The 19,591-nt window shown below is 65.1% G+C and carries 13 protein-coding genes; 1 reads left to right on the top strand and 12 read right to left on the bottom strand.

Annotated features, from left to right (window positions below):
- Positions 1 to 5: 5 nt before the first annotated feature.
- The 12 genes from GGQ74_RS10605 to dnaE form a co-directional block, all read right to left on the bottom strand.
- The gene (locus tag GGQ74_RS10605; protein WP_167941524.1) at positions 6 to 2,150 is read right to left on the bottom strand and encodes a flagellar hook-length control protein FliK; all 2,145 of its coding nucleotides are present in this window, start codon (positions 2,148 to 2,150) and stop codon (positions 6 to 8) included.
- Positions 2,151 to 2,354: 204 nt separating this feature from the next.
- Complete coding sequence (locus tag GGQ74_RS10600) at positions 2,355 to 3,791, bottom strand: carbon starvation CstA family protein (protein ID WP_167941523.1); 1,437 nt, start codon at positions 3,789 to 3,791, stop codon at positions 2,355 to 2,357.
- A gap of 307 nt (positions 3,792 to 4,098) precedes the next feature.
- Positions 4,099 to 5,808: a sensor histidine kinase gene (locus GGQ74_RS10595; protein WP_167941522.1), complete on the bottom strand. Its 1,710-nt coding sequence runs from the start codon at positions 5,806 to 5,808 to the stop codon at positions 4,099 to 4,101.
- 125 nt (positions 5,809 to 5,933) lie between these two features.
- Positions 5,934 to 6,725, bottom strand: coding sequence for a LytR/AlgR family response regulator transcription factor (locus GGQ74_RS10590; protein ID WP_167941521.1), 792 nt, complete (start codon positions 6,723 to 6,725; stop codon positions 5,934 to 5,936).
- Positions 6,726 to 6,801: 76 nt separating this feature from the next.
- Entirely contained in the window at positions 6,802 to 8,232 is a 1,431-nt protein-coding gene (locus GGQ74_RS10585; protein WP_167941520.1) for a glycosyltransferase family 9 protein, read from the bottom strand.
- Positions 8,225 to 9,943, bottom strand: a complete 1,719-nt coding sequence (locus GGQ74_RS10580; RefSeq protein WP_209280152.1) for a CgeB family protein — start codon at positions 9,941 to 9,943, stop codon at positions 8,225 to 8,227. Before GGQ74_RS10580 ends, GGQ74_RS10585 begins: the two co-directional genes overlap by 8 nt.
- A gap of 5 nt (positions 9,944 to 9,948) precedes the next feature.
- Positions 9,949 to 10,698, bottom strand: coding sequence for an OmpA/MotB family protein (locus GGQ74_RS10575; RefSeq protein WP_167941519.1), 750 nt, complete (start codon positions 10,696 to 10,698; stop codon positions 9,949 to 9,951).
- A gap of 12 nt (positions 10,699 to 10,710) precedes the next feature.
- Entirely contained in the window at positions 10,711 to 11,466 is a 756-nt protein-coding gene (locus tag GGQ74_RS10570; RefSeq protein WP_167941518.1) for a motility protein A, read from the bottom strand.
- A gap of 13 nt (positions 11,467 to 11,479) precedes the next feature.
- Positions 11,480 to 12,592, bottom strand: coding sequence for a flagellar assembly protein A (locus tag GGQ74_RS10565; protein WP_167941517.1), 1,113 nt, complete (start codon positions 12,590 to 12,592; stop codon positions 11,480 to 11,482).
- A gap of 144 nt (positions 12,593 to 12,736) precedes the next feature.
- Complete coding sequence (dtd, locus tag GGQ74_RS10560; protein ID WP_167941516.1) at positions 12,737 to 13,201, bottom strand: D-aminoacyl-tRNA deacylase; 465 nt, start codon at positions 13,199 to 13,201, stop codon at positions 12,737 to 12,739.
- Positions 13,202 to 13,203: 2 nt separating this feature from the next.
- Positions 13,204 to 13,593 carry a 6-carboxytetrahydropterin synthase QueD gene (gene queD, locus GGQ74_RS10555; RefSeq protein ID WP_167941515.1) on the bottom strand — a complete coding sequence of 130 codons (390 nt, stop codon included), beginning with the start codon at positions 13,591 to 13,593 and terminating at the stop codon, positions 13,204 to 13,206.
- A gap of 73 nt (positions 13,594 to 13,666) precedes the next feature.
- Positions 13,667 to 17,119, bottom strand: coding sequence for a DNA polymerase III subunit alpha (gene dnaE / locus GGQ74_RS10550; protein WP_167941514.1), 3,453 nt, complete (start codon positions 17,117 to 17,119; stop codon positions 13,667 to 13,669).
- A gap of 353 nt (positions 17,120 to 17,472) precedes the next feature.
- On the opposite strand from dnaE, the gene GGQ74_RS10545 reads away from it, so the two are divergent.
- On the top strand, positions 17,473 to 19,590 hold the full coding sequence (locus tag GGQ74_RS10545) for a PAS domain S-box protein (protein ID WP_167941513.1): 2,118 nt from the start codon (positions 17,473 to 17,475) through the stop codon (positions 19,588 to 19,590).
- Position 19,591 lies beyond the last annotated feature (1 nt).

Genomic DNA, 19,591 nt, shown 5'->3' with positions numbered 1-19,591 from the left:
CCGGGCTATGCGAAGAGATCAAGCCCGCTCTGGGAAGAATTTACCTTTCCCAGGGCATTGTGCATTTCCCGGGCCAAGCCTTCGCCCTCGGTACGCAATTGCTGCCACATGCCGCGCCACTGGCCCTGGCTGGACTGCTGCTGGGCCATGTTGTGCTGCCCCGCGCCCTGCCAGTTCTGCGAAAACTGATCGCCCGCCAACTGGGTCTGCACCTCAAGGCGCTGCACCTTGAGGCCCTGATTCTCCAGCGTCTGGCGCAACTGGGCGAGCTGATCGCCCACCACGCGGCCCGCGTCCTGCGAGTCCACGCGGATAACGGCAGAAACTTCCTTGTCGCGGACGGTGAGCACCACGTTGAGCTTGCCGAGGTCCGCGCCGTCGAGCTTCAGGACCATCTGCTTGCGCCCGCCCGAGAGGTTGCGCAGGATGCCGGTCTCCACCTGACGCATCACGCGCGCGGCGGCCTCGCGGTCCATCTGGGTCTCGGGCTTCGCGGCCCCGGTGGCCATGCGCAGCGCGGCGTGGGTAATCTCTGCGGCGCGAGCGGCCTCCTGACCAAGCAGCGTCTGCGTCGTGCCCTTGTCCTTGCCGGTGCTCTTCACCTTGCCGAGGAACTCCATCCACGTACCCTCGTCCCCGCTGCGGCCGAAGCGCGAGCCGTCCTGCCCCTCGCCGGAAGCGCCCTCGCGTCCGGTACCGGTCCATGCGGCCTTGTGCCCGGCCGCGCCGCTCTCGGCGGCGCGGGTATGGGGCGCATCGCCCTGGACAGTGACAGGCTGGTCGCCATTCTTCGCGCCATGTCCGGCCGCGCCATGGCGGGCAGCCAGTTCGGCAGCGTTGCGCACGTCGCCGCCCGTGGCGGCTTCTGCAGTGGCCTTGCCCGCGGCGGCCCGACGCAGGGCCGGGGCAGCATTGGGATCGGCGCTCAGGATGCGTTCGGCCACGCCACCGGCGGAACCAGCGGCCCCGGCGGCCCCGGCCACGCCCTGCGCCTGCGCACCGGCAGCACGCTCCCGACGTCCGTTCTCGGCCAGCACCTTCTTGTTGCGGGCATCGTTGCCGCCGCGCGCGTCGGCCAGTCCGGCCACATCCGCACGGGCCAGCGCCTTTTCGAGGATAGCGCCAAGGGTTTCCTGCAACTTCTGCATGGCGTTGCCCTCGGCCTCGACATCGGCGGCCACCTCAGACTTGAGCTGGGTCATCATCTGCTGCAACCCGGCCACGCCGACACTCGCGCCGTCACGCCCGCCAAGCAGGGCCTTGAGGCGTCCAATGGCCTGATCGGACAGCTTCACCGTCCGGCCAAGCAATTCGAGTTCACCGGCGCTCACGTCGATGGTCGCGTCCGGCGGCAGGGAGGCGAGCTTGTCACCCACGGCCTGCCACACGGAGCTGAACTTGCCGCGCGTCAGGTCGCCCACGAGGGACTCGGCCTTCTGCGGAGCAAAGCCCATCTTCTGGAAAAGATTCTGCAACTGGCGGGATTCGTCCTGCGTCAGCTCGACCACGGCCTTGTCCAAAGCCCCCATGCGCGAGGCCAGCGCGGACACGAGTTGCCCCCATGTCACGCCGGATTCGCTGGTGATCTTCTCGCCAAGCGCGTCGATCTCTCTGCGGGTCAGCCCGAAGGCCTTCAGGTCCTCGCGCAGGTCGGCAAAGTCTTCCCGGGTCAGCTTGAGATTCTTCAGCCCGGCAACGCCCTTGGCTCCCGTCTTCCCGGAGAGCTTTCCAGAGAGCTTGCCGAGCGCGGAACCTGCATCGGGCGCGGCCTGCGCATCCCCGGCGTTTCTCACGCCCGCCAGCGCCTGCAACACGGCGATAGCGTTGCCGCCCTGCCCTGCGCTCGCCGCCAGCGCACCACGCGCCGCCTTGCCCGGCCCGGAGGCCGCGACGCCCACGACGGACGCGGCGGCAGTTCCGGCGAATCCGCTCAGGCTGGACACGCGTTCCTGCTCACCCTGCACATGGTCGTCCACGACCCGTTCGAGGTCGTCCTGTTCGAGCTTGCGTGCGTGCAGACCGTACTGGGACATCTGCGTCTCGAAATACCGCGAGAAACGCCCATCGCCCGTCTTGGCGGGCTGCGCGGCCTTCACCGAGGTTCCGAAGATGTCGTCTGCGAGATCGCTTATGGTAGGAAAAATTTGCATGTATGGACTCCCTCGCGGGGACAAGTACAAGGCGCGTGCCAACACGCCGCGCACCGCACTCCCGGCCCAGCGCCATCTTTCCATTCCACCGCAACGACCGGACGCGCGCACGCGAAAAGGCCGCCACCCGATGGGTGACGGCCTTCCAGAGGAGCCGGGGCGGCAAGCCGCCCCGAGCATGCATGCGATATGCGACGCTGTGCGCTAGTTCGCGGAGCCGTTGGCCTCGGCGATGCGCGTTGCGCGTCCGAAGCCGTACTTCAGCATGAAGGCGACCAGCGCAATCACGGCAGCGGCGACACCGCCCATGATGGAGGTCTCCATGGGCAGTCCGAAACCAATCTCGGCCTGCATGATGAAGGTGGCGCACACGGCGGTCATGAAGGTCGCCGGGACGGTGGCGATCCAGTGGAACTTGCCGCTCTTCACGAGGTACACGGCGGCGGACCACAGCACCAGCATAGCCAGCGTCTGGTTGGAGAAGCCGAAGTAGCGCCAGATGGTGGAGAAGTTCTGGGTGGAGATCACGTAGCCCACGAGGAACAGGGGCACGGCAATCAGCAGGCGCTTGGACGCGGCGGTCTGATCCATCTTGAAGGTCTCGGCGAGGATGAGACGCGTGCTGCGGAAGGCGGTGTCGCCGGAGGTGACGGGCAGCACGATGACCGCGATGACGGCAAGGAAGCCGCCCACGGGGCCAAGCAGGGTGTTGGAGACCTCGTTGACCACCGCCGAGGGGCTACCAGCCGCGATGACGGCGGAGAGGGCCTCGGGGGAGTTGTAGAAGGACATGCCGATGGTGGCCCAGATGAGGCCTATGATGCCTTCGATGATCATGGCACCGTAGAACACGGAGCGTCCCTCGCGCTCATTCTTCACGCAGCGCGCCATGAGCGGGGACTGCGTGGAATGGAAACCGGAGATCGCGCCGCACGACAGCGTGATAAACAGGAGCGGCCACACGGGCTTGCTAGCGGGGTGGACGTTGGTGGCGATGTCGAGGTTGGGCAGAATGTCATAGCCGCCCATGAACAGGGCCACGCACAGGGAGAAGGTCATCACCAGCAGCAGAAGGCCCATGGCCGGGTACAGGCGGCCGATGATCTTGTCGATGGGCAGGATGGTGGCCAGGAAGTAGTAGCCGAAGATGCAGGCCACGAAGATGCCGGTGTTCATGCCGGTCAGGCCGTGGAGCAGCTTGGCCGGGGCCAGCACGAAGACCACGCCGACCAGAAGCAGCAGCACCACGGAGAACACGCGCATCACCTGACGAGCGGGCATGCCCATGTACTCGCCGACGATCTCGGGCACGCTGGCACCACCGTTGCGCACGGAGAGCATGCCACTGAAGTAGTCGTGCACCGCTCCGGCGAAGATGCAGCCCACCACGATCCACACCAGTGCCACGGGGCCGTACAGCGCGCCGAGGATGGGGCCGAAGATGGGGCCGATGCCCGCGATGTCGAGCACCTGAATGAAAATGAGCTTCCACTTGGGCAGGGGCATGTAGTCCACGCCGTCCTGCTTCTCGTAGGCCGGGGTCACCCGGTTCTCGTCCGGACCCATGATGCGGTCAACGATCTTGCCGTAGGTGAAGTAGCCCGCGATCAGGGCAAACAGACACGCAAAAAAGACTGCCATAGAAACCTCCTCCGATACGTCTCCCCCGGTTCGCCGGGGACGCTTTTTTTCTCGGCTCCCCTTTTAATTGACGCACGGCGGCGTGCGCAACACCTCCAGGACGAGATGCGGTTTTGGAACGACGAAGTGCCGCATCGCCGGGATGAACCGCACGACCGCGAGGGGCGAAATGCGCGTTTGGAAGGATGGAATGCAGGGCGAAACGCCAAAGGAGGATACGAGGAAAGAAAAGAAGCGAAGCGTGTCGGGGGGATGCGCCCCTCACGCTCGGGCGGATCCGCCACAGCGGCCCGCCCGGTGGGGAAAATCAGGCCACGGCCTCGGCGTCCGTGACGCGCGGAATGCGAAACGAGACGGACGTGCCACGGTCCGGCGCGCTGGTCAGGCTGAGCCTGTGACGCGCGCCGAATACCTGCTCAAGGCGCATGTTGCAGTTGGACAGGCCGATGGAATCGCGCCGCGAGCCAAGGCCGCCCTCCAGCACGCGGGCCGCCTTTTCGGCGCTCATACCCACGCCGTCGTCCTCGACCACCACGTTGAGTTCGTCATCGGCCACCCACGCGCGCAGACGCACCAGACCGCCCTCCTCCTTGCGCGATATGCCGTGACGGATGGAGTTTTCCACCAGCGGCTGGATGAGCAGCGACGGCATGAGCCAGTCCGCGCATTCGGGGGCCACGTCGATCTCGGCGCGCACCCGCTCGCCAAAGCGGGCCTGCTCGATGGACAGGTACGAGCGCACCTGCTCCAGTTCCTCGCTCATGCGCACGAAACCGCGCGTGTCGAGGTTCTTGCGCATGAAGCTGGCGAGGTCCTTGAGCAGATCGCGCGCCCGCTCCGGGCTGGTGCGGCAGAAGGAGGCGATGGTGTTCAGCGAGTTGAACAGGAAATGCGGGTTGATCTGCGCCTGCAGGTGCCGAATCTCCGCGTTGGCCCGCAGTTGGGACTGAATCTGGATGTCCTCCAGCTCAAGCTGGGTGGAGAAGAGTTGCGCGAGGCCCTTGGCCAGCTCGAAACGCACCTCGTCGAGCTGCACGCGGCGGCTGCCGTAAAGCTTGAGGGTGCCCACGATGCGCCCGCCCTTGGTCAGCGGCACGATGATGCCCGCCCGGAAAGGGCAGCCCGGATGGTCGCAGCCGATGTCCGACGCGCGGCGCTGGAAGAGCGGTTCCCCGGTCTCCAGCACCTGCCGGGTGGACTGGGTGCGGATACAGCGGCCGGGCAGGTGGTGATCCACGCCCTCGCCCACGTGAGCCAGCACGTTTTCCGTATCGGTGATGGCCACGGCGGCCGCGCCCACGTGGTCATAGATGATGCTCGCCGTGGCCTTGGCCGCCTCGGGATTAAGCCCGGTGCGCAGATAGCCCACGGTGAGGTTGGCGATGGACAAAATGTCGTGCGCGGTGCTGGACTGGCTCTTCTCGCGATAACGAGAGAGCAGCTTGATGGTCTGCACGAAGAGCGCCGCGCCGATGGAGTTGACCACGATCATGGGCAACGCGATGAGCTGCACCAGTTCCACCGCATCCGTGAACGGACGGGATATGGCGAGCACGAGCAGCATGTGCGTGCACTCGCCCACGAAGGCCACGCCAGCGGCGTAGCGCCAATCGAGGCGTCGCTCGCCAAGGCGCGTGGAGATGAATCCCGCCACCGTTCCTTCGAGGATGGTAGCCAATCCGCAGGGCAGGGCCGAAAATCCGCCGATGTCGATGAGAATGCGATGCCCGCCAGCCATGAGACCGGCGGCGATGCCCACCAGCGGCCCGCCGAAAAGCCCGGCCGGAACCACACTCATGGCGCGCAGGTTGGCCACGCTGTTGAAGACCATGTTGCCGCTGTAGGTGCCCATGATGCCGAACGCGCCGAAGAGCAGAATCTGGAACACGCGGCTGGCGCGCCCCGGATGCTTCAGCCCCATGTCGCGCAGGGGATTGAAGTGCAGAAGCAGAAAGGCTGCCGCAATGATCAGCCCGAAGCGTTCAACGAGGGAAACGAGAAGGACCCCGATGGTCATGGCATTCTCCGAATGGATGGATTGCCCGCCCGCGCACGGCGGAACGGACCGCAGGCAATAGCACCCTTTGCGCACGCACCGCAACAGGGCGGCCAAGCCCTCGGCAGCACGGCACTTCCCGTGGGCTACAGGCCGAGGCGCTCCTTGAATCCGCCCACGCGCGAGCGGCTCACCGTGACTTCGGTCCCCTCGGCGTCGTCGAGCACAATGTTATACTTGCCGTGGAACCACGGCGAAAACTCGCGCACGTGGGACAGGTTCACCAGCGCACCGCGATTGGCTCGAAAAAACGGATGCCGCGCAAGGCGCGACTCCAGCCTATCGAGGGTCATGCCCCCATGGCAGGGAGCGCTGGCGCGATGGGTGTAGGCCATGACCTTCTTGCCCTCGGCCCGCACAAGGACCACGTCCTCCGGGGCGAGCAGCACAACGCGCCCGCCCTGCTCCACGGCCACGCGGGTAAGCTGGGCGGACATACCCATGCCTTCGAGCACGCGCTCAAGATCACGCCGCACCTCGGCCCCCCGGCCGCCACGCCCGGCCAGCCGCTGGCGTAGCCGCTCCACGCAGCCCTGCAAGCGCTCCTCGGAAACGGGCTTGAGCAGATAGTCCACAGCGTTGGCCTCGAAGGCGCGGATGGCATACTGGTCGAAGGCCGTGGCAAAGACGAACAGTGGCGGATCGTCCATGTCCAGCGTCTCGGCCACGACGTGAAAACCATTGCGTCCGGGCATCTCGATGTCGAGAAACACCACGTCCGGCTCGTGCTCGGCAATGGCGACCAGCGCGGAAGACGCCGACGCGGCCTCGGCCACGATCTGCACGTCCTCAAAACGAGACAGCATGTAGGCGAGCTCGTCGCGCGCGGGCGGCTCGTCATCGACGATGATCGCCGAAATGCGGGGGGATTCGGTCATGCGCTCTCTCCTTGAGGCCCATTGGATACGCGCCCATTCTGCAACGGCAACGCCCCGTGGGGCAAGGCGCAATCCGCTAGCGCAGCGCCTCGTCCAGCGCCACCAGCTCCTCGGCTGCGGCGAGGCAGTCGCGAAGCGCCGGTGCCGACCAGTCGCTGTTGGACAGATGCATCTGGCACCAGCTGCGCAGGGGCTGGATGGCAGGGACGGAAGACTTCCAGAATCCGGGATCGAAGGCCTGCGCGCCCTTGCGCAGCGCGGGCTTCAGATCGCGCCCGAACTCCGCAACGGCGGCGGCCATGCGCTCGCGCAGGCGGGGATGGGACTCGGCGAGGGCAGCATAGGCGCTCTCGGCCGGACGACGGTCCCACAGGCCAAAGCGCGCAGCCCAGAAGGCCTGCCAGAAGCGGTCGAGCAGCTCGCGAGCCGTGGCCTCGCGCGGCGGCTCCAGCGGTGTCGAATCGTACAGCCCATGGGCGTCACGCCCCGTCTCTTCCAGCGCAAGGCCCGGCACGCCCGCCCGTGCGAGACGCCCAGCCCCCTCCGACACCAGCCGCGAGACAACATAGGACACGGCGGCGGGTCGCACGTTCGCGCGACACTGCGCCCCCCCGCGCGAGCACGACCAGCAGCCGGAGCAACTGAGCCTCGCACGCAGGACATGGTGCCCAGGCTGGTAGGGCCCTGTCTCCCGGCAATTCACGTTGCCCATGGACAGATTGAGAGTGTGCAGGCCGGTCCACGCGGCCAGATGCATGGGACCGGTGTCCGGTGTGACCAGAAGCTCCACGGCCTGCCCCGTGGCCGCAAATTCCGCGAGGTTCAGCCGCCCGGCAAGGTTCAAGATGTCGCCGGGCAGGCCTGCTGCCACCTCCCGCGCAAGTTCGACTTCCTTGGGCCCGCCGAAAAGCATGGGCCGCAGCCCGCGCCGCAGAAGCTGCCGACCCAGTTCGGCCCAGAAGGTCGCGTCCGGCCGCTTGGCCTCGTCGCTGGCCCCAAGAAAAAGGCCCACATTGCGCCGCGCGGCCCCCGAAAGGATGCGCGGTTGCGGCCAGCCCGTGGCGGCCATGAGCGACGGGGGCACGACGTCGAGGGCGTTGAGGTCCGCCCAGTGGAAGAGATTGTGCCTATTCCCGCCCACAAGACTTGCGCGGTAGAGCTGCCACGCGCCGCGAATGTAGCGCGTGCCGTCCGGCATACGCACCGGGCCGATGGTCTCGTCGGAGCGAAGCTCCCCGGCCAGTTTCGCGGCGCGATCGTCGTGACTCAGGTTGACGACGAGGTGGAAGCGCTCCTGCCGCAGACGCGCGAAACTCGCCTCGTTCCATGAAAAGTAGACCACCTGCGGGCCGATGGGCATGAGGTCGCGAAAGAACATCTCCTCAGCCGCCACCCACACCGGATGGCCCGGATAGGCCCGCATGAGCCACAGACACAGGGGAAAAGACAGGATGAGATCCCCCATGCGCAGGGTCTGGAGCACGAGGATGGGACGCGCGTCAGTCATGCCCGTCCCGGCCGAAGATGTCGCGCATGGTTTTGAAGAGCGCTTCGAGGCGATGCTCGTAGGTATGCTCGGCAAGGATGCGCCGACGCGCCGCGGTGACGATGCGCGCCCGCTCCTGCGGATGACCGAGGTAATGACGGATCAGCTCTCCTGCCTCGGCGGGGTCGGCGTAGGACGCGATCTCGCGCCCCGGCTCGAACAGGTCGTCCATCTGGGCGCGGCTGTCCGTGAGCACGAAGGCACCGCAGGCGGGCACGTCGAACACGCGCTGGTTCACCGCGCCCTTCATCTGCTTGCTCGTGCAGTTGAAATTGATCTCGGAAAGCGGATAGAAGCCCGGCAGTTCCTCGTAGTAGTTGAGTTCGCGATGCCAGCGCCAGTCGCGCCCCTCGCCGGGCAGGGTGGATCGCCACCCCTTGTCGCCCGCGATGAGCGGCGAATACGGCAGCGTGGCTTCCACGCAGGCGCGGCGATACTGGCGGGTCGCCTCCCAGGTGATCATGGTCTCGTAGCTGAGTCTGCGCTCACTGGTTTCAAGCCCCTCGAAGGCCCCCACAAGCTCCGGGTGCGCGGCGCGCAGATAGGCGCTGACGCTTCGCTCGGCGCTGTCTCCGAACCCGGCGGCCACCTCGCGGTAGCTGACCAGCAGCTCGCGCGGGAAATGCCCGGCCTTCATGCGGTGCCCCACCTTGTAGATCATGGAGTTGCCCACGAAGGACACCCGCGAGCGCCACGGATGCGCGGCCGGAACGCGGGCGGGCGGCACGAAACGCGTGGCGTCCGTGGCCAGTGGCAGGTAGTGCACATGCGAAAAGCCGAGCTCGCGCAGGGACTCCACGTTATCCGCGTCCCACGTGAAGATGGCCGTCCAGTCGCTGACGAGGCGGCGGTACAGGTAGAGGATGAGGTGAGGATTGTCCACGAACCACGAGGCCAGCGGCAGGCGCAGGCGTTCCAGCAGGTCCACCAGCACGCCCTCGCGGTCCACGCCGAGGTGGTTGATGGTGAACACAAAATCCGGCCGAAACTCGACCACCGCCGTGAGCAACTGCTCCACGAACTCGGTGCAGCCCGTCTCCTTGGAGCCGATGTTCAGAAAGCGGTGCGGCGTGCCGAGGCGCTCGCTGGCGCGCACCAGCTCGCCCACAAGGAAGTACTCGCTGGTGATGTAGAGCACACGCGGCGGCCACGAGCGGAACTTGGGATAGGCCGCCCGCGCCCAGAAATCGTAGCGTCCGCTGGCGGCGAGCTTCTCGGCCACGGCGGTGTAGTGCTCGCGGTCCAGCCGGCGGTAGGCCGAAAGCTGCACAGGCTCGAAGGCCCGCCCGCCGTTGTCCATCTGCCAGACGGTCAGTTCGCGAAGCGCACCCTCGGCGTCGGGCGCGTCGATCCACGTCACGCGGGGATTGCCAGCATAGCGTTCGCGAAGCCCCGTGTGCGCGAGGATGGGCCGCTCCTTGTCCACCACGGCCACGGGTCCGTCACACACCGCAAGCAGACGTTCGAGAGCCAGCCCGAGGCCGCTGCCAAGCAGCACGGGCAGCCTGCCCGAGGCGGGATCGAAGGCCGCCGCCGCGCGAGATTCCATCTCCCGCGCACCGCGCCCGAACAGGGCGAAGCTGCGCCCGTCGGCGCGGGTCACGCGGATGTCGGCGACATCGCCGCCCTCCATGACAGGTTCGGCGGTGTAGGAGGAAGCGAGTTCGGGCATGGGGGCTACCAGGTTTCGGTTTCGGGCCTGTGCAGGAGAAATTCCACGCGGCGATTGCGTGTGCGGTCCTCGGCGCGATCGTTGGGCACGAGGGGACGGGTTCCGGCGTAGCCCACGGCCTTGAGCCTGCGGGCCTCGATGCCGCCCTTCTCCACCAGCCAGCGCAGGGCGGCCGCCGCGCGCGCCGACGACAGCTCCCAGTTGGACGGATAGAGAGAGCCGCCCTCCTCGCGGTCATCGGTATGTCCGCGAATCACGCAGTTGAAATTGTATTCCTTGAGAATCTTGAGGACGTTCTCCAGCATCTTCTCGGAGCCGGGCCGCAGCGAGGCCTTGCCCTGATCGAAGAGATACGCCGATTCCACGCGCACCAGCACGCCTTCACGCTCGGCGGTGACGCCGGCGGAGCGCTTGAGTTCCGTGTCGTCCTCCACCAGCGCGCGCAACTGCATGGTCAGGTCCAGCACCACGCGCTGGTCCTGATTGAGCTTCACGCCCTTACTTTCGAGGCGCGTGGGGGAATAGGCGGCGAACGTGGCCTGCGGACGCTCCTTCTGCACGCCGAAGGCGTCGCGGATGGAGCCCATGAGCGTGCGGAAGTTGGCGAGGTCCTGATTGGCGAAGGACAAGAGCAGCACGAAGAAGCACAACAGCAGGGTCATCATGTCCGCGAAGGTCGCCATCCATTCTGGCAGACCTTCCTGAACCTCCGGCCCGTCGTCCTTGCGCTTGGGAATCTGAATCTGCTCGCCCATGCGACCCTCCGCCTACTTGTCGCCCCGAAGCGCCGGAGCGAGGAACGCCAGCAGCTTCTCGCGAACGATCTGGGGGTGCTCGCCGTGCAGGATGGAAATGACACCCTCCATGGCAATCTCCATGTACAGGGACTCCTCCTGCGAGCGCTCCTCCAGCTTCTTGGCCAGCGGCAGGAAGACCACGTTGGCCAGCACCGCGCCGTAGAGGGTGGTCAGGAGCGCGACGGCCATGGCCGGGCCGATGGCCGCGGGGTCCGACAGGTTCTGGAGCATCTTCACCAGACCGACGAGCGTGCCGATCATGCCGAAGGCCGGAGCCATGGTGCCCATGCCCTTGAACACGCCCTGGCCCTGCCGGTGGCGCTGCTTCATGAAGGAGATTTCGGTGTCCATGACCGCGCGCACGAGGGATTCCTCAGTGCCGTCGGCCACGAGCAGGATGCCCTTGCGGATGAAGGGATCGTCCACGGGAGCCTTTTCGAGGGCCACCAGCGATTCCTTGCGGGCCTTCTCGGCCAGCATGACGACCTGGTTGATCAGGGACGCGGCGTCGGTGTCGTGGGCGAAGAAGGCCTTCATGGCCACCTTGAAGGAGCCGAAGACAATCTTCATGGGGAACATGATGAAAGCCGTGGCCATGGTGCCGCCAACGACGATGAGCACGGAGGGCACGTCGATGAAGCCGCCAAGGCCGCCGCCGCCGAACATGATCGACCCGACGATGAGTCCGAATCCGGACAGAAGTCCAAGCAGAGTGCCGATATCCATTCAGTGGAAATCCTTACTTTCTCAAAGCTGGTGACTCGATGACGACTTCGTAGTCGCGATACTGGAAGCGGACATTTTCGAGATAGTCATCCACCACGAGGCGGGCCTCGCCGATGGTGACCTCGACGCCGGGGCGGACGCGTCCCGGCACGACCACCGCGCAGTTTTCGAGATCCTTGACCTTGTGGATGCTCTTCCACAACTCGTTGTGGCGATCCTTGAACAGGGCCAAGCGTTCCTCGTCGCGCGAGATGATGGGAAAGAATTCCTTGCGCAACTCGGGGTGCCGCTCCAGCCGGGAGCGGTTCTCGTCGAGCTGCGCGGTGAGCTCCCGGATGCGGGTACTCAACAGATGCGCCTTGTAGAGCGTCACCGCGTCGTAGCCGAGGATGAGATTCGTCTCGGTGGACAGCCCGCCGCCGAGCTGCTCGCCAACGAAGATCAACCGCGAACTGACAGCCCGGCCGCCCACCAGCATGCCCTTCACGGCGAGCTTATGGCCGGAATAGACATCGCAATGCATGCAGGCCCCGTCGATGAGCAGGCTGCGCCCCGCGAGCAGGCGGGCGTTCTCCGCGAAAGGCGCACGGATGTTGCGCTCGGCGCGGACCTCGGCCTTGCCGCCGCCCTTGATGCCGGACTCGACAACCACGGAATCCTCGGCGCGCACATCGGCACCCTCGACGATGTCCTTGACCATCACGTTGACGCCGCGCACCTCGAAGCCGGAGCGCACGCTGCCATGCACCACCACGTTGCCGCGAAAGAAAATGTTTCCGGTGTGGAAGTCCACATCGCGGCGGACATTCAGGGTCCGCTTCACCGTGATGAAGCCGTCCAGATAGAAGACGTAGCCATCGGCCGCAGCGAGCAGCCTGTCCGGATTGTCCGGGTCGAGACAGGTGTTCGGGCCAGCCGGAAAGAGCTTTTCGTCGTAGACGCACTTGATGGTGCCGTCGTCGACCTCGGGCGGCCACAGCTTCCACTCCGCCAGCACGTCCCCCCGGCGCACGTTCTGCACGTAGCCGAGGTTGTAGAAATCAACATGGCCGCCCGACAGCTGCCTCGGCTTCAGATTGAGATAGTCGAACGTCGGGTCGAAGTGGTGCAGCAGGTAGTACGCCATGGGCATCGCTCTCGCTGTTCGATGGTCGACCGGGATGGAAGTCCGCGCGCATCGCTCCGCTTCCGGAGTCCCTGACATACCGCCTTTCCTCGTGAAGTTCCAGCATCTTGCATCGTGGTTCGCCCCGCGATGCGCCGCCTTGCCTCAAAAATCCACGCTATCGAGCAACACCGTAACCGGTCCCCAGTTCGTGAGCGACACGTCCATCATCGCGCCGAACTCGCCTTGGCGCACACGTCCGGGGAGCATGGCCTCCAGATCGGACACCAGCCGCTCGTACAATTCTATGGCATTTTTCCCGTCGGCGGCAAGGTGGAACGACGGTCTGCGGCCCTTGCGACAATCGGCGTAGAGCGTGAACTGCGAGACCACCAGCACCTCCCCGCCGAAGTCGCGAAGCGACAGATTCAGGCGGTCGTCCGCGTCGGGAAACACCCGCAGATCGAGCATCTTGCCGAGCATGGTCTCCCACGTGCGCGTGGTAGGAAGCTCCGGCGCATCGTCACGCCCGAAACCGGCCAGAACCAGAAGCCCCGGGCCGATCTCGCCAACGGTGCGCCCGTCCACGTCCACCCGCGCGCCTCGCACGCGCTGAAGATGCAGACGCACGGCTACTCCTCGAAGTAGGTGGCCGACTGGGCGGGCTTCTCGCTCACGGTCACGCTGTGCACGGACACTCCCGTGTCCGCCAGCCGCGCCGCGAGTTCATGATAGATGTAGCGGGCCAGATTCTCCGAGGACGGATTATGCTCGGCGAACTGGGGCAGTTCGTTCAGGTGACAGTGGTCCAGACCGCCGAGAATCTCGCCGAGCATGGTCTTGAGCACCTTGAAGTCGATGAGCAGTTCCGTATCCGGAGTGAGGGTGTCGCCCTCCACCTGCGCCTCGACATTGAAATTGTGGCCGTGCATGCGTTCGCATTTGCCCTCGTAGTGCCGCAGCTGGTGCGCCGCGGCGAAATCGCGGCGTACCGTCAGCCGCCACTTGCCCTTCTTCTGCATCGTCATCTCTCGAAAAAACCTCAACGTATCGTGTTATGCGAAACCATCCACCCCGGCCGCACAGGCTGCCCGGCTAGAGCGATTCCACGTCCTTCCAGAATTCGCGGGTCGGCGTCACGCTGTAGCGGGGCCCGAGCTGGAGCTTGCACTCGCAGTCGTCCACACGCACCAACATCTGCACGGGGATCTTGCCCGTATGCCGTGCCAGAACGTCCTTGAGCCGTGCGCGGCCGCCCTCGTCGAGCGTATCGGCCTCCATCACCAGCAGCACCGGTTCCTGATTGCCCGCCAGTGCGTCGGCCAGAATCTTGAGTTCCTCGGTGATGAGCTTGGCCCGCTTGGGCACGCCCTCCTCTTCCTGCGGGCCGCCGTCGCGATCGCTGACCTTGCCGATGAACAACAGCGGCTGGTCCATGTCCAGAATCTCGCGATACTTGGCGTAGGCCTCGGGGAACATGACCGCCTCGCCCGAGCCGGTGAGGTCCTCCACCTCGCAGAAGGCCATCTTGCCGCCCTTCTGGGTGATAATCTCCTTACGGGCGGTGACGAGAATGGCCGTGCGTACCTCCGCGCCTGCAGCGTAGTCCGCCACCTGCACGAGGCTCGGCAGGCGCATGCGCGCCAGCTCGTGACGGAAGGACAACAGCGGATGGCTCGACAGGTAGAAGCCGAGGGACTCCTTCTCGAAGCGCAGCTTCTCGTCGTCCGGCCACTCCTCGATGGGCGGGCCGTCCGTACCGATGCCGGTTCCGGGCAGGCTCGGCATGCTCATGCCCGCCGCGGCCATAAGCGACATCTGGCCGGAATTCTTGTCCTTGGCCTTCTTCTGGGCCAGCGCCACCACGCGGTCCAGCGCGTCGAACATCGCGGCGCGGACCACGCCGAAACCGTCCATGGCACCGGCCTTGATGAGATGCTCCAGCACGCGCTTGGTGACCTTGCGCAGGTTCACGCGCTCGCACAGGTCGAGCATGCTCTTGAACGGCCCCTTCTCGGCGCGGGCGTCCACGATCTCGCGGATGGCCTCGTCGCCGACGTTCTTCACGCCCGCCAGACCGTAGCGAATCTGGCCGTCGGCAGGCACGGTGAAGTGGCGGTGCGAACTGTTCACGTCCGGCGGCAGCACCTCGATCTCGAGATCGCGGCAGGCGGCGATGTACTTGAGCACCTTGTCGGTGTTGCTCACTTCCGACGTGATCATGGCGGCCATGAATTCCGTGGGATAGTGCACCTTGAGGTAGGCGGTATGGTACGAGATGAGCGCGTAGGCCGCCGAGTGCGACTTGTTGAAGCCGTACGCGGCGAACATCTCCATCAAGTCGAAGATTTCCGTTGCCTTGGCGGCGTCCACGCCGAGTTTGGCCGCGCCCTCGTTGAAGAATGCGCGCTGCTCGGCCATGGCCTCGGCGTTCTTCTTGCCCATGGCGCGACGCAGCAGGTCTGCGCTACCAAGGGAGTAGCCCGCCACCACCTGCGCGATCTTCATGACCTGTTCCTGGTACACGATGACGCCGTAGGTATCCTTGAGTACCGGCTCCAGCTGCGGCAGCGGGTACACCACGGGCACCTCGCCGTGCTTGCGCTTAATGAATTCCTCGACCATGCCAGAGCTGAGCGGTCCCGGCCGGTAGAGGGCGAGCATGGCGATGATGTCCTCGAAGCAGCTCGGCTTGAGCATGCGCAGGTACTTGCGCATGCCGTCGGATTCCACCTGGAAGATGCCATCCGTGTCGCCACGGGAGTAGAGGTCGAAAGTCTCGGGATCGTCGAGGGCCAGCGTGTCGAGGTTCGGCGGTTCCTTGCCGCGCTCGGCGATGATGTCCACCGTATCCTGGATCACGGTCATGGTCCGCAGGCCGAGGAAGTCGAACTTGACGAGGCCGACCTTCTCCACGTGCTTCATGTCGTACTGGGCGACTGTTTCGCCCTTCTTCCCGGTATACAGGGGCAGGTAGTCCCACATGGGCCCGTCGGAGATGACCACGCCCGCCGCGTGGGTGGACGCATGCCGATGCAGGCCCTCCAGACGGCGCGAAATGTCGATGAGCTTGGCGATACGCGGATCGGCCTTCATGCGCTCGCGCAGCTCCGGCTCCATCTCCAAGGCCTTGTCGATGGTCATCTTGAGGTCTTCGGGGATAAGCTTGGCTATCTCGTTGACCTCGGGGAAGGCGATGCCCAGCGCGCGGCCCACGTCGCGCACCACGGCCTTGGCCTTCATGGTGCCGAAGGTGGTGATCTGCGCCACGGCGTTCGCGCCGTACTTCTCGCCAACGTACTTGATGACTTCCGTGCGCCTGCGTTCGCAGAAGTCCACGTCGATATCGGGCATGGACACGCGTTCGATGTTCAGGAAGCGTTCGAACAGCAGATTGTACGGCAGCGGATCGAGGTTGGTGATGCGCAGGGAGTAGGCCACGATGGAGCCTGCCGCCGATCCGCGGCCCGGCCCCACGGGAATCCTGTTGCGCTTGGCCCAGTTGATGAAGTCCTGCACGATGAGAAAATAGCCCGGAAAGCCCATCTCGGTGATGACGCCAAGCTCCATTTCGAGGCGGTCCCAGTAGACCTTCTCGTCCACCTTGTAGGGCATGTTCTTCAGGCGTTCGCGCAGGCCGTCGCGGGCCATGTCGCACATCTGGTCGTCAAGGCTCTTGCCCGGCGGCACGTCATAGACCGGGAAGAAGTACTTGCCCATGCGGATTTCGACGTTGCACTGCTCGGCGATGCGGGCCGTGTTCTCGATGGCCTCGGGGCAATCGGCGAAGGCGGCCTCCATCTCCGACGGCGGCCGGAAGTACAGCTTATCCGTGCCGATGCGGAAACGCTTGGCGTCGTCCACGCAGGCGTTGGTCTGCACGCACAGGAGGATGTCGTGGGCCTCGTGGTCCGCCGCGGTGAGGTAGTGGCAGTCGTTGGTGGCCACCAGCGGCAGATTGGTGTGTGCGGCAAGCTCGCGCAGCAGGACGTTGGCCTGATCCTGCTCCTTCAGGCCGTTGGCCTGCAATTCGATGTAGAAGCGTCCGGGGAAAATGGCCTCGTACTCGCGGGCGGTGACAATGGCCTTGTCCATGCCCTCGTTCAGCACGTCCTGCACCACCTCGCCCTGAAGGCAGGCGGACAGGGCGACGATGCCCTCGCTGTAGCGCTTGAGGATTTCGCGGCTGACGCGCGGCTTGTAGTAGAAACCGCGCAGGTAGCCTTCGGACACGATCTTGGCGAGATTGTGGTAGCCCACAAGGTTCTGGGCCAGAAGCACCAGATGGAAGCGCTTCTTGGCGTCCTCGCCCTCGAAGTTAGTGTGCGGGCCACGCGAGACATAGACCTCGGAGCCGATGATAGGCTTCACGCCCTGCTTCTTGGCTTCAAGGTAGAATTTGGCCGCCGCGAACATGTTGCCGTGATCGGTGACCGCGACGGAAGGCATGCCGTACTCGATGGCCTTGGAGCACAGGTCGCCGAGGCGGATGGCGCCGTCAAGCAGACTGTATTCGGTATGGCAATGCAAATGGACGAAATCGGACATGGGTATGCGTATCCCTGACGGGTTGGGGTCGTTCGGGTTGGTGTACGCGTAGGGGGTACCAGAAAACGCCGTCGGCAACAAACGCCAAGCGCCAGAGGTTCCCGGCTGGGCCGTCGGGGGGGGAGTGCCGTCATGCCGGTGTGTTGCGGAAATTCCCCACGCGCACACGGCCGCATTCCTTCGAAAATTTCCCGGACCGACCGCACGGGGGGCGCGGCACGCGGCACGCCAGCCTCATCCCCACACCACAGTCTCCCCGGTGTCAAAGCATGAAAAGTGTCAGCCTGCTTGCGCTTACATCCATTCAGGATGTATGGGAATCATGTTTCCCAACCGCTACCGGAGGCACCGCGATGGACCCCGCAGGCGAAATCCGGGCACTCACAGACAGGATTGCCCGGCTCGAACAGGAAAATGCCGCCCTGCGCGACACGGGCGAAGACCTTGAGCGCGAACTCGTCATCTACCGCGCCGTGCTTGAAGGCATGGCCGACGGCATCCTGCTCATGCAGGAAACCTTCACGAAATGCAACCAGAGCGCCTGCCGCATCTGGAAATGCGAAAAAGGCGACATCATCGGCTATTCCCCGGAGAAGTTCGCCCCGCCCTTTCAGCCAAACGGCCGCGAATCCGTCGGCATGGCCCACGAGAAGATACAGGCGGCCCTAAAGGGTGCGCCCCAGCGCTTCTACTGGAAGGACCTGCGCGGCGACGGCACCCTCACCGACACCGAGGTCTTCCTCAAGGCCGTGTCCATCAACGACACGGACTACGTCGTCGCCACCGTGCGCGACATCACCGACGAGCTACGCAAAGAACGCGAGCGGACCATCCTCTTCGACCGCATGGAGCACATCCTCGAAGCGCGCACCCGCGAACTGCACAGCTCCCACGACCTGCTCAAGGACGAGCGCTCCTACCGGGCGCAGGTAGAGGCTGACCTCGAACGGGCGGACCTCGAACTCAATCAGGTCTTTGAAACCTCCACCGACGGGCTCATCGTCACCGACTCACACAAGAACATCCTCAAGATCAACCGGGCCTTTCTGGAACTCTCCGGCTACCGCGCCGAAGAGGTCCACGCGCGTAAGTGCTTCGAGATATTTCCCTGCGAGAACTGCGACCGCAAGCGCTGCCGAGCCGCCACCCGCCTCAAGGGCCGCAACCGCGTGGACTACGAGACGGAGTGCATCTCCGCCACCGGCGAACGCGTGGCCTGCGCCGTCACCGCCACCAAGCTCAAGGAATCGAGCGGCACACAGGTGGGCATGGTCATAAGCTACAAGAACATCACGGACTATCGGCAGTGGGTGCAGGCCCTGCAATACTCCGAGGAACTCCACCGCATCACGCTGGCCAGCATCTCCGACGCCGTGTTCATCACCGACGACGACGGCAACTTTCACTACGTCAGCCCCAGCGTGGAAGGCGTGTTCTGCCTCACCGAGGAGGAGGTGTGGTGGCTCGGCAACATCCACGAGCTTCTGGGGCGCGGCTTCTTCGACCTCGCAGAGCTGGAGGCGCGCGGCGAAATCCGCAACATCGAGCTGTCCCTCACCGACAGGCAGGGCGGCCCGCACGAGCTCATGGTCAACGTGAAGCGCGTGAACATTCAGAACGGCACAGTACTCATCACCTGCCGCGACATCACCGAGAAATCCCTCGCCGAACGCGAGGCGCGGCTCAAGCACGAGCAGCTCATCCACGCGGGCAAGATGGTTTCGCTTGGCATCCTCGTCTCCGGCGTGGCGCACGAGGTGAACAATCCCAACAACTACATCATGCTCAACACGCAGCTCCTCTCGCGCATGTGGCACGACGCCGCCCCCGTACTGGAGCGCTACCACGAGGAACACGGAGACTTCCTCATCGGCGGCCTGCGCTACTCCCACGCCCGCACCCGCATCCCCGGACTCTTCGACAGCGTCCTCGAAGGCTCCGCACGCATCAAACGCATCGTGCAGGACCTCAAGGACTACGCCCGCCACGACTCAACGGACATGAGCCAGACCGTGCACGTCAATTCGGTCATCAAGCACTCGCTGAACCTGCTCGGTAACCAGATTCGCAAATCCACAGACCACTTCTCCATCGCCTTCGAAAAGACGCGACCCCGCGTGCGCGGCAACTACCAGAAAATCGAGCAGGTCATCATCAACCTCGTGCAGAACGCCTGCGAGGCCCTGCCGGACAAGTCCCACTCCGTGGCTGTGGAGGCAATCACCCTCGCCGATCCAGCGAGGGTCACCGTCCTCGTGCGCGACGAGGGCACGGGCATAACGCAGCAGGACATGCAGCACATCATGGACCCCTTCTTCACCACCAAGCGCGACATCGGCGGCACGGGGCTCGGCCTCTCCGTCTCGCAGAAGATCGTGCAGGAACACGACGGAACGCTGGAATTCACCTCCGAACCCGGCAGGGGAACCGTGGCCGCCCTCACCCTGCCCCTCATGCCCCCCGAGGAGTAGC

It is taken from the genome of Desulfobaculum xiamenense (genome assembly GCF_011927665.1).
GTDB classification, from domain to species: Bacteria; Desulfobacterota; Desulfovibrionia; order Desulfovibrionales; family Desulfovibrionaceae; genus Desulfobaculum; species Desulfobaculum xiamenense.
The sequence above is the reverse complement of the archived record's forward strand: the minus strand, read 5'-3'. Positions and strand labels throughout refer to the sequence as shown.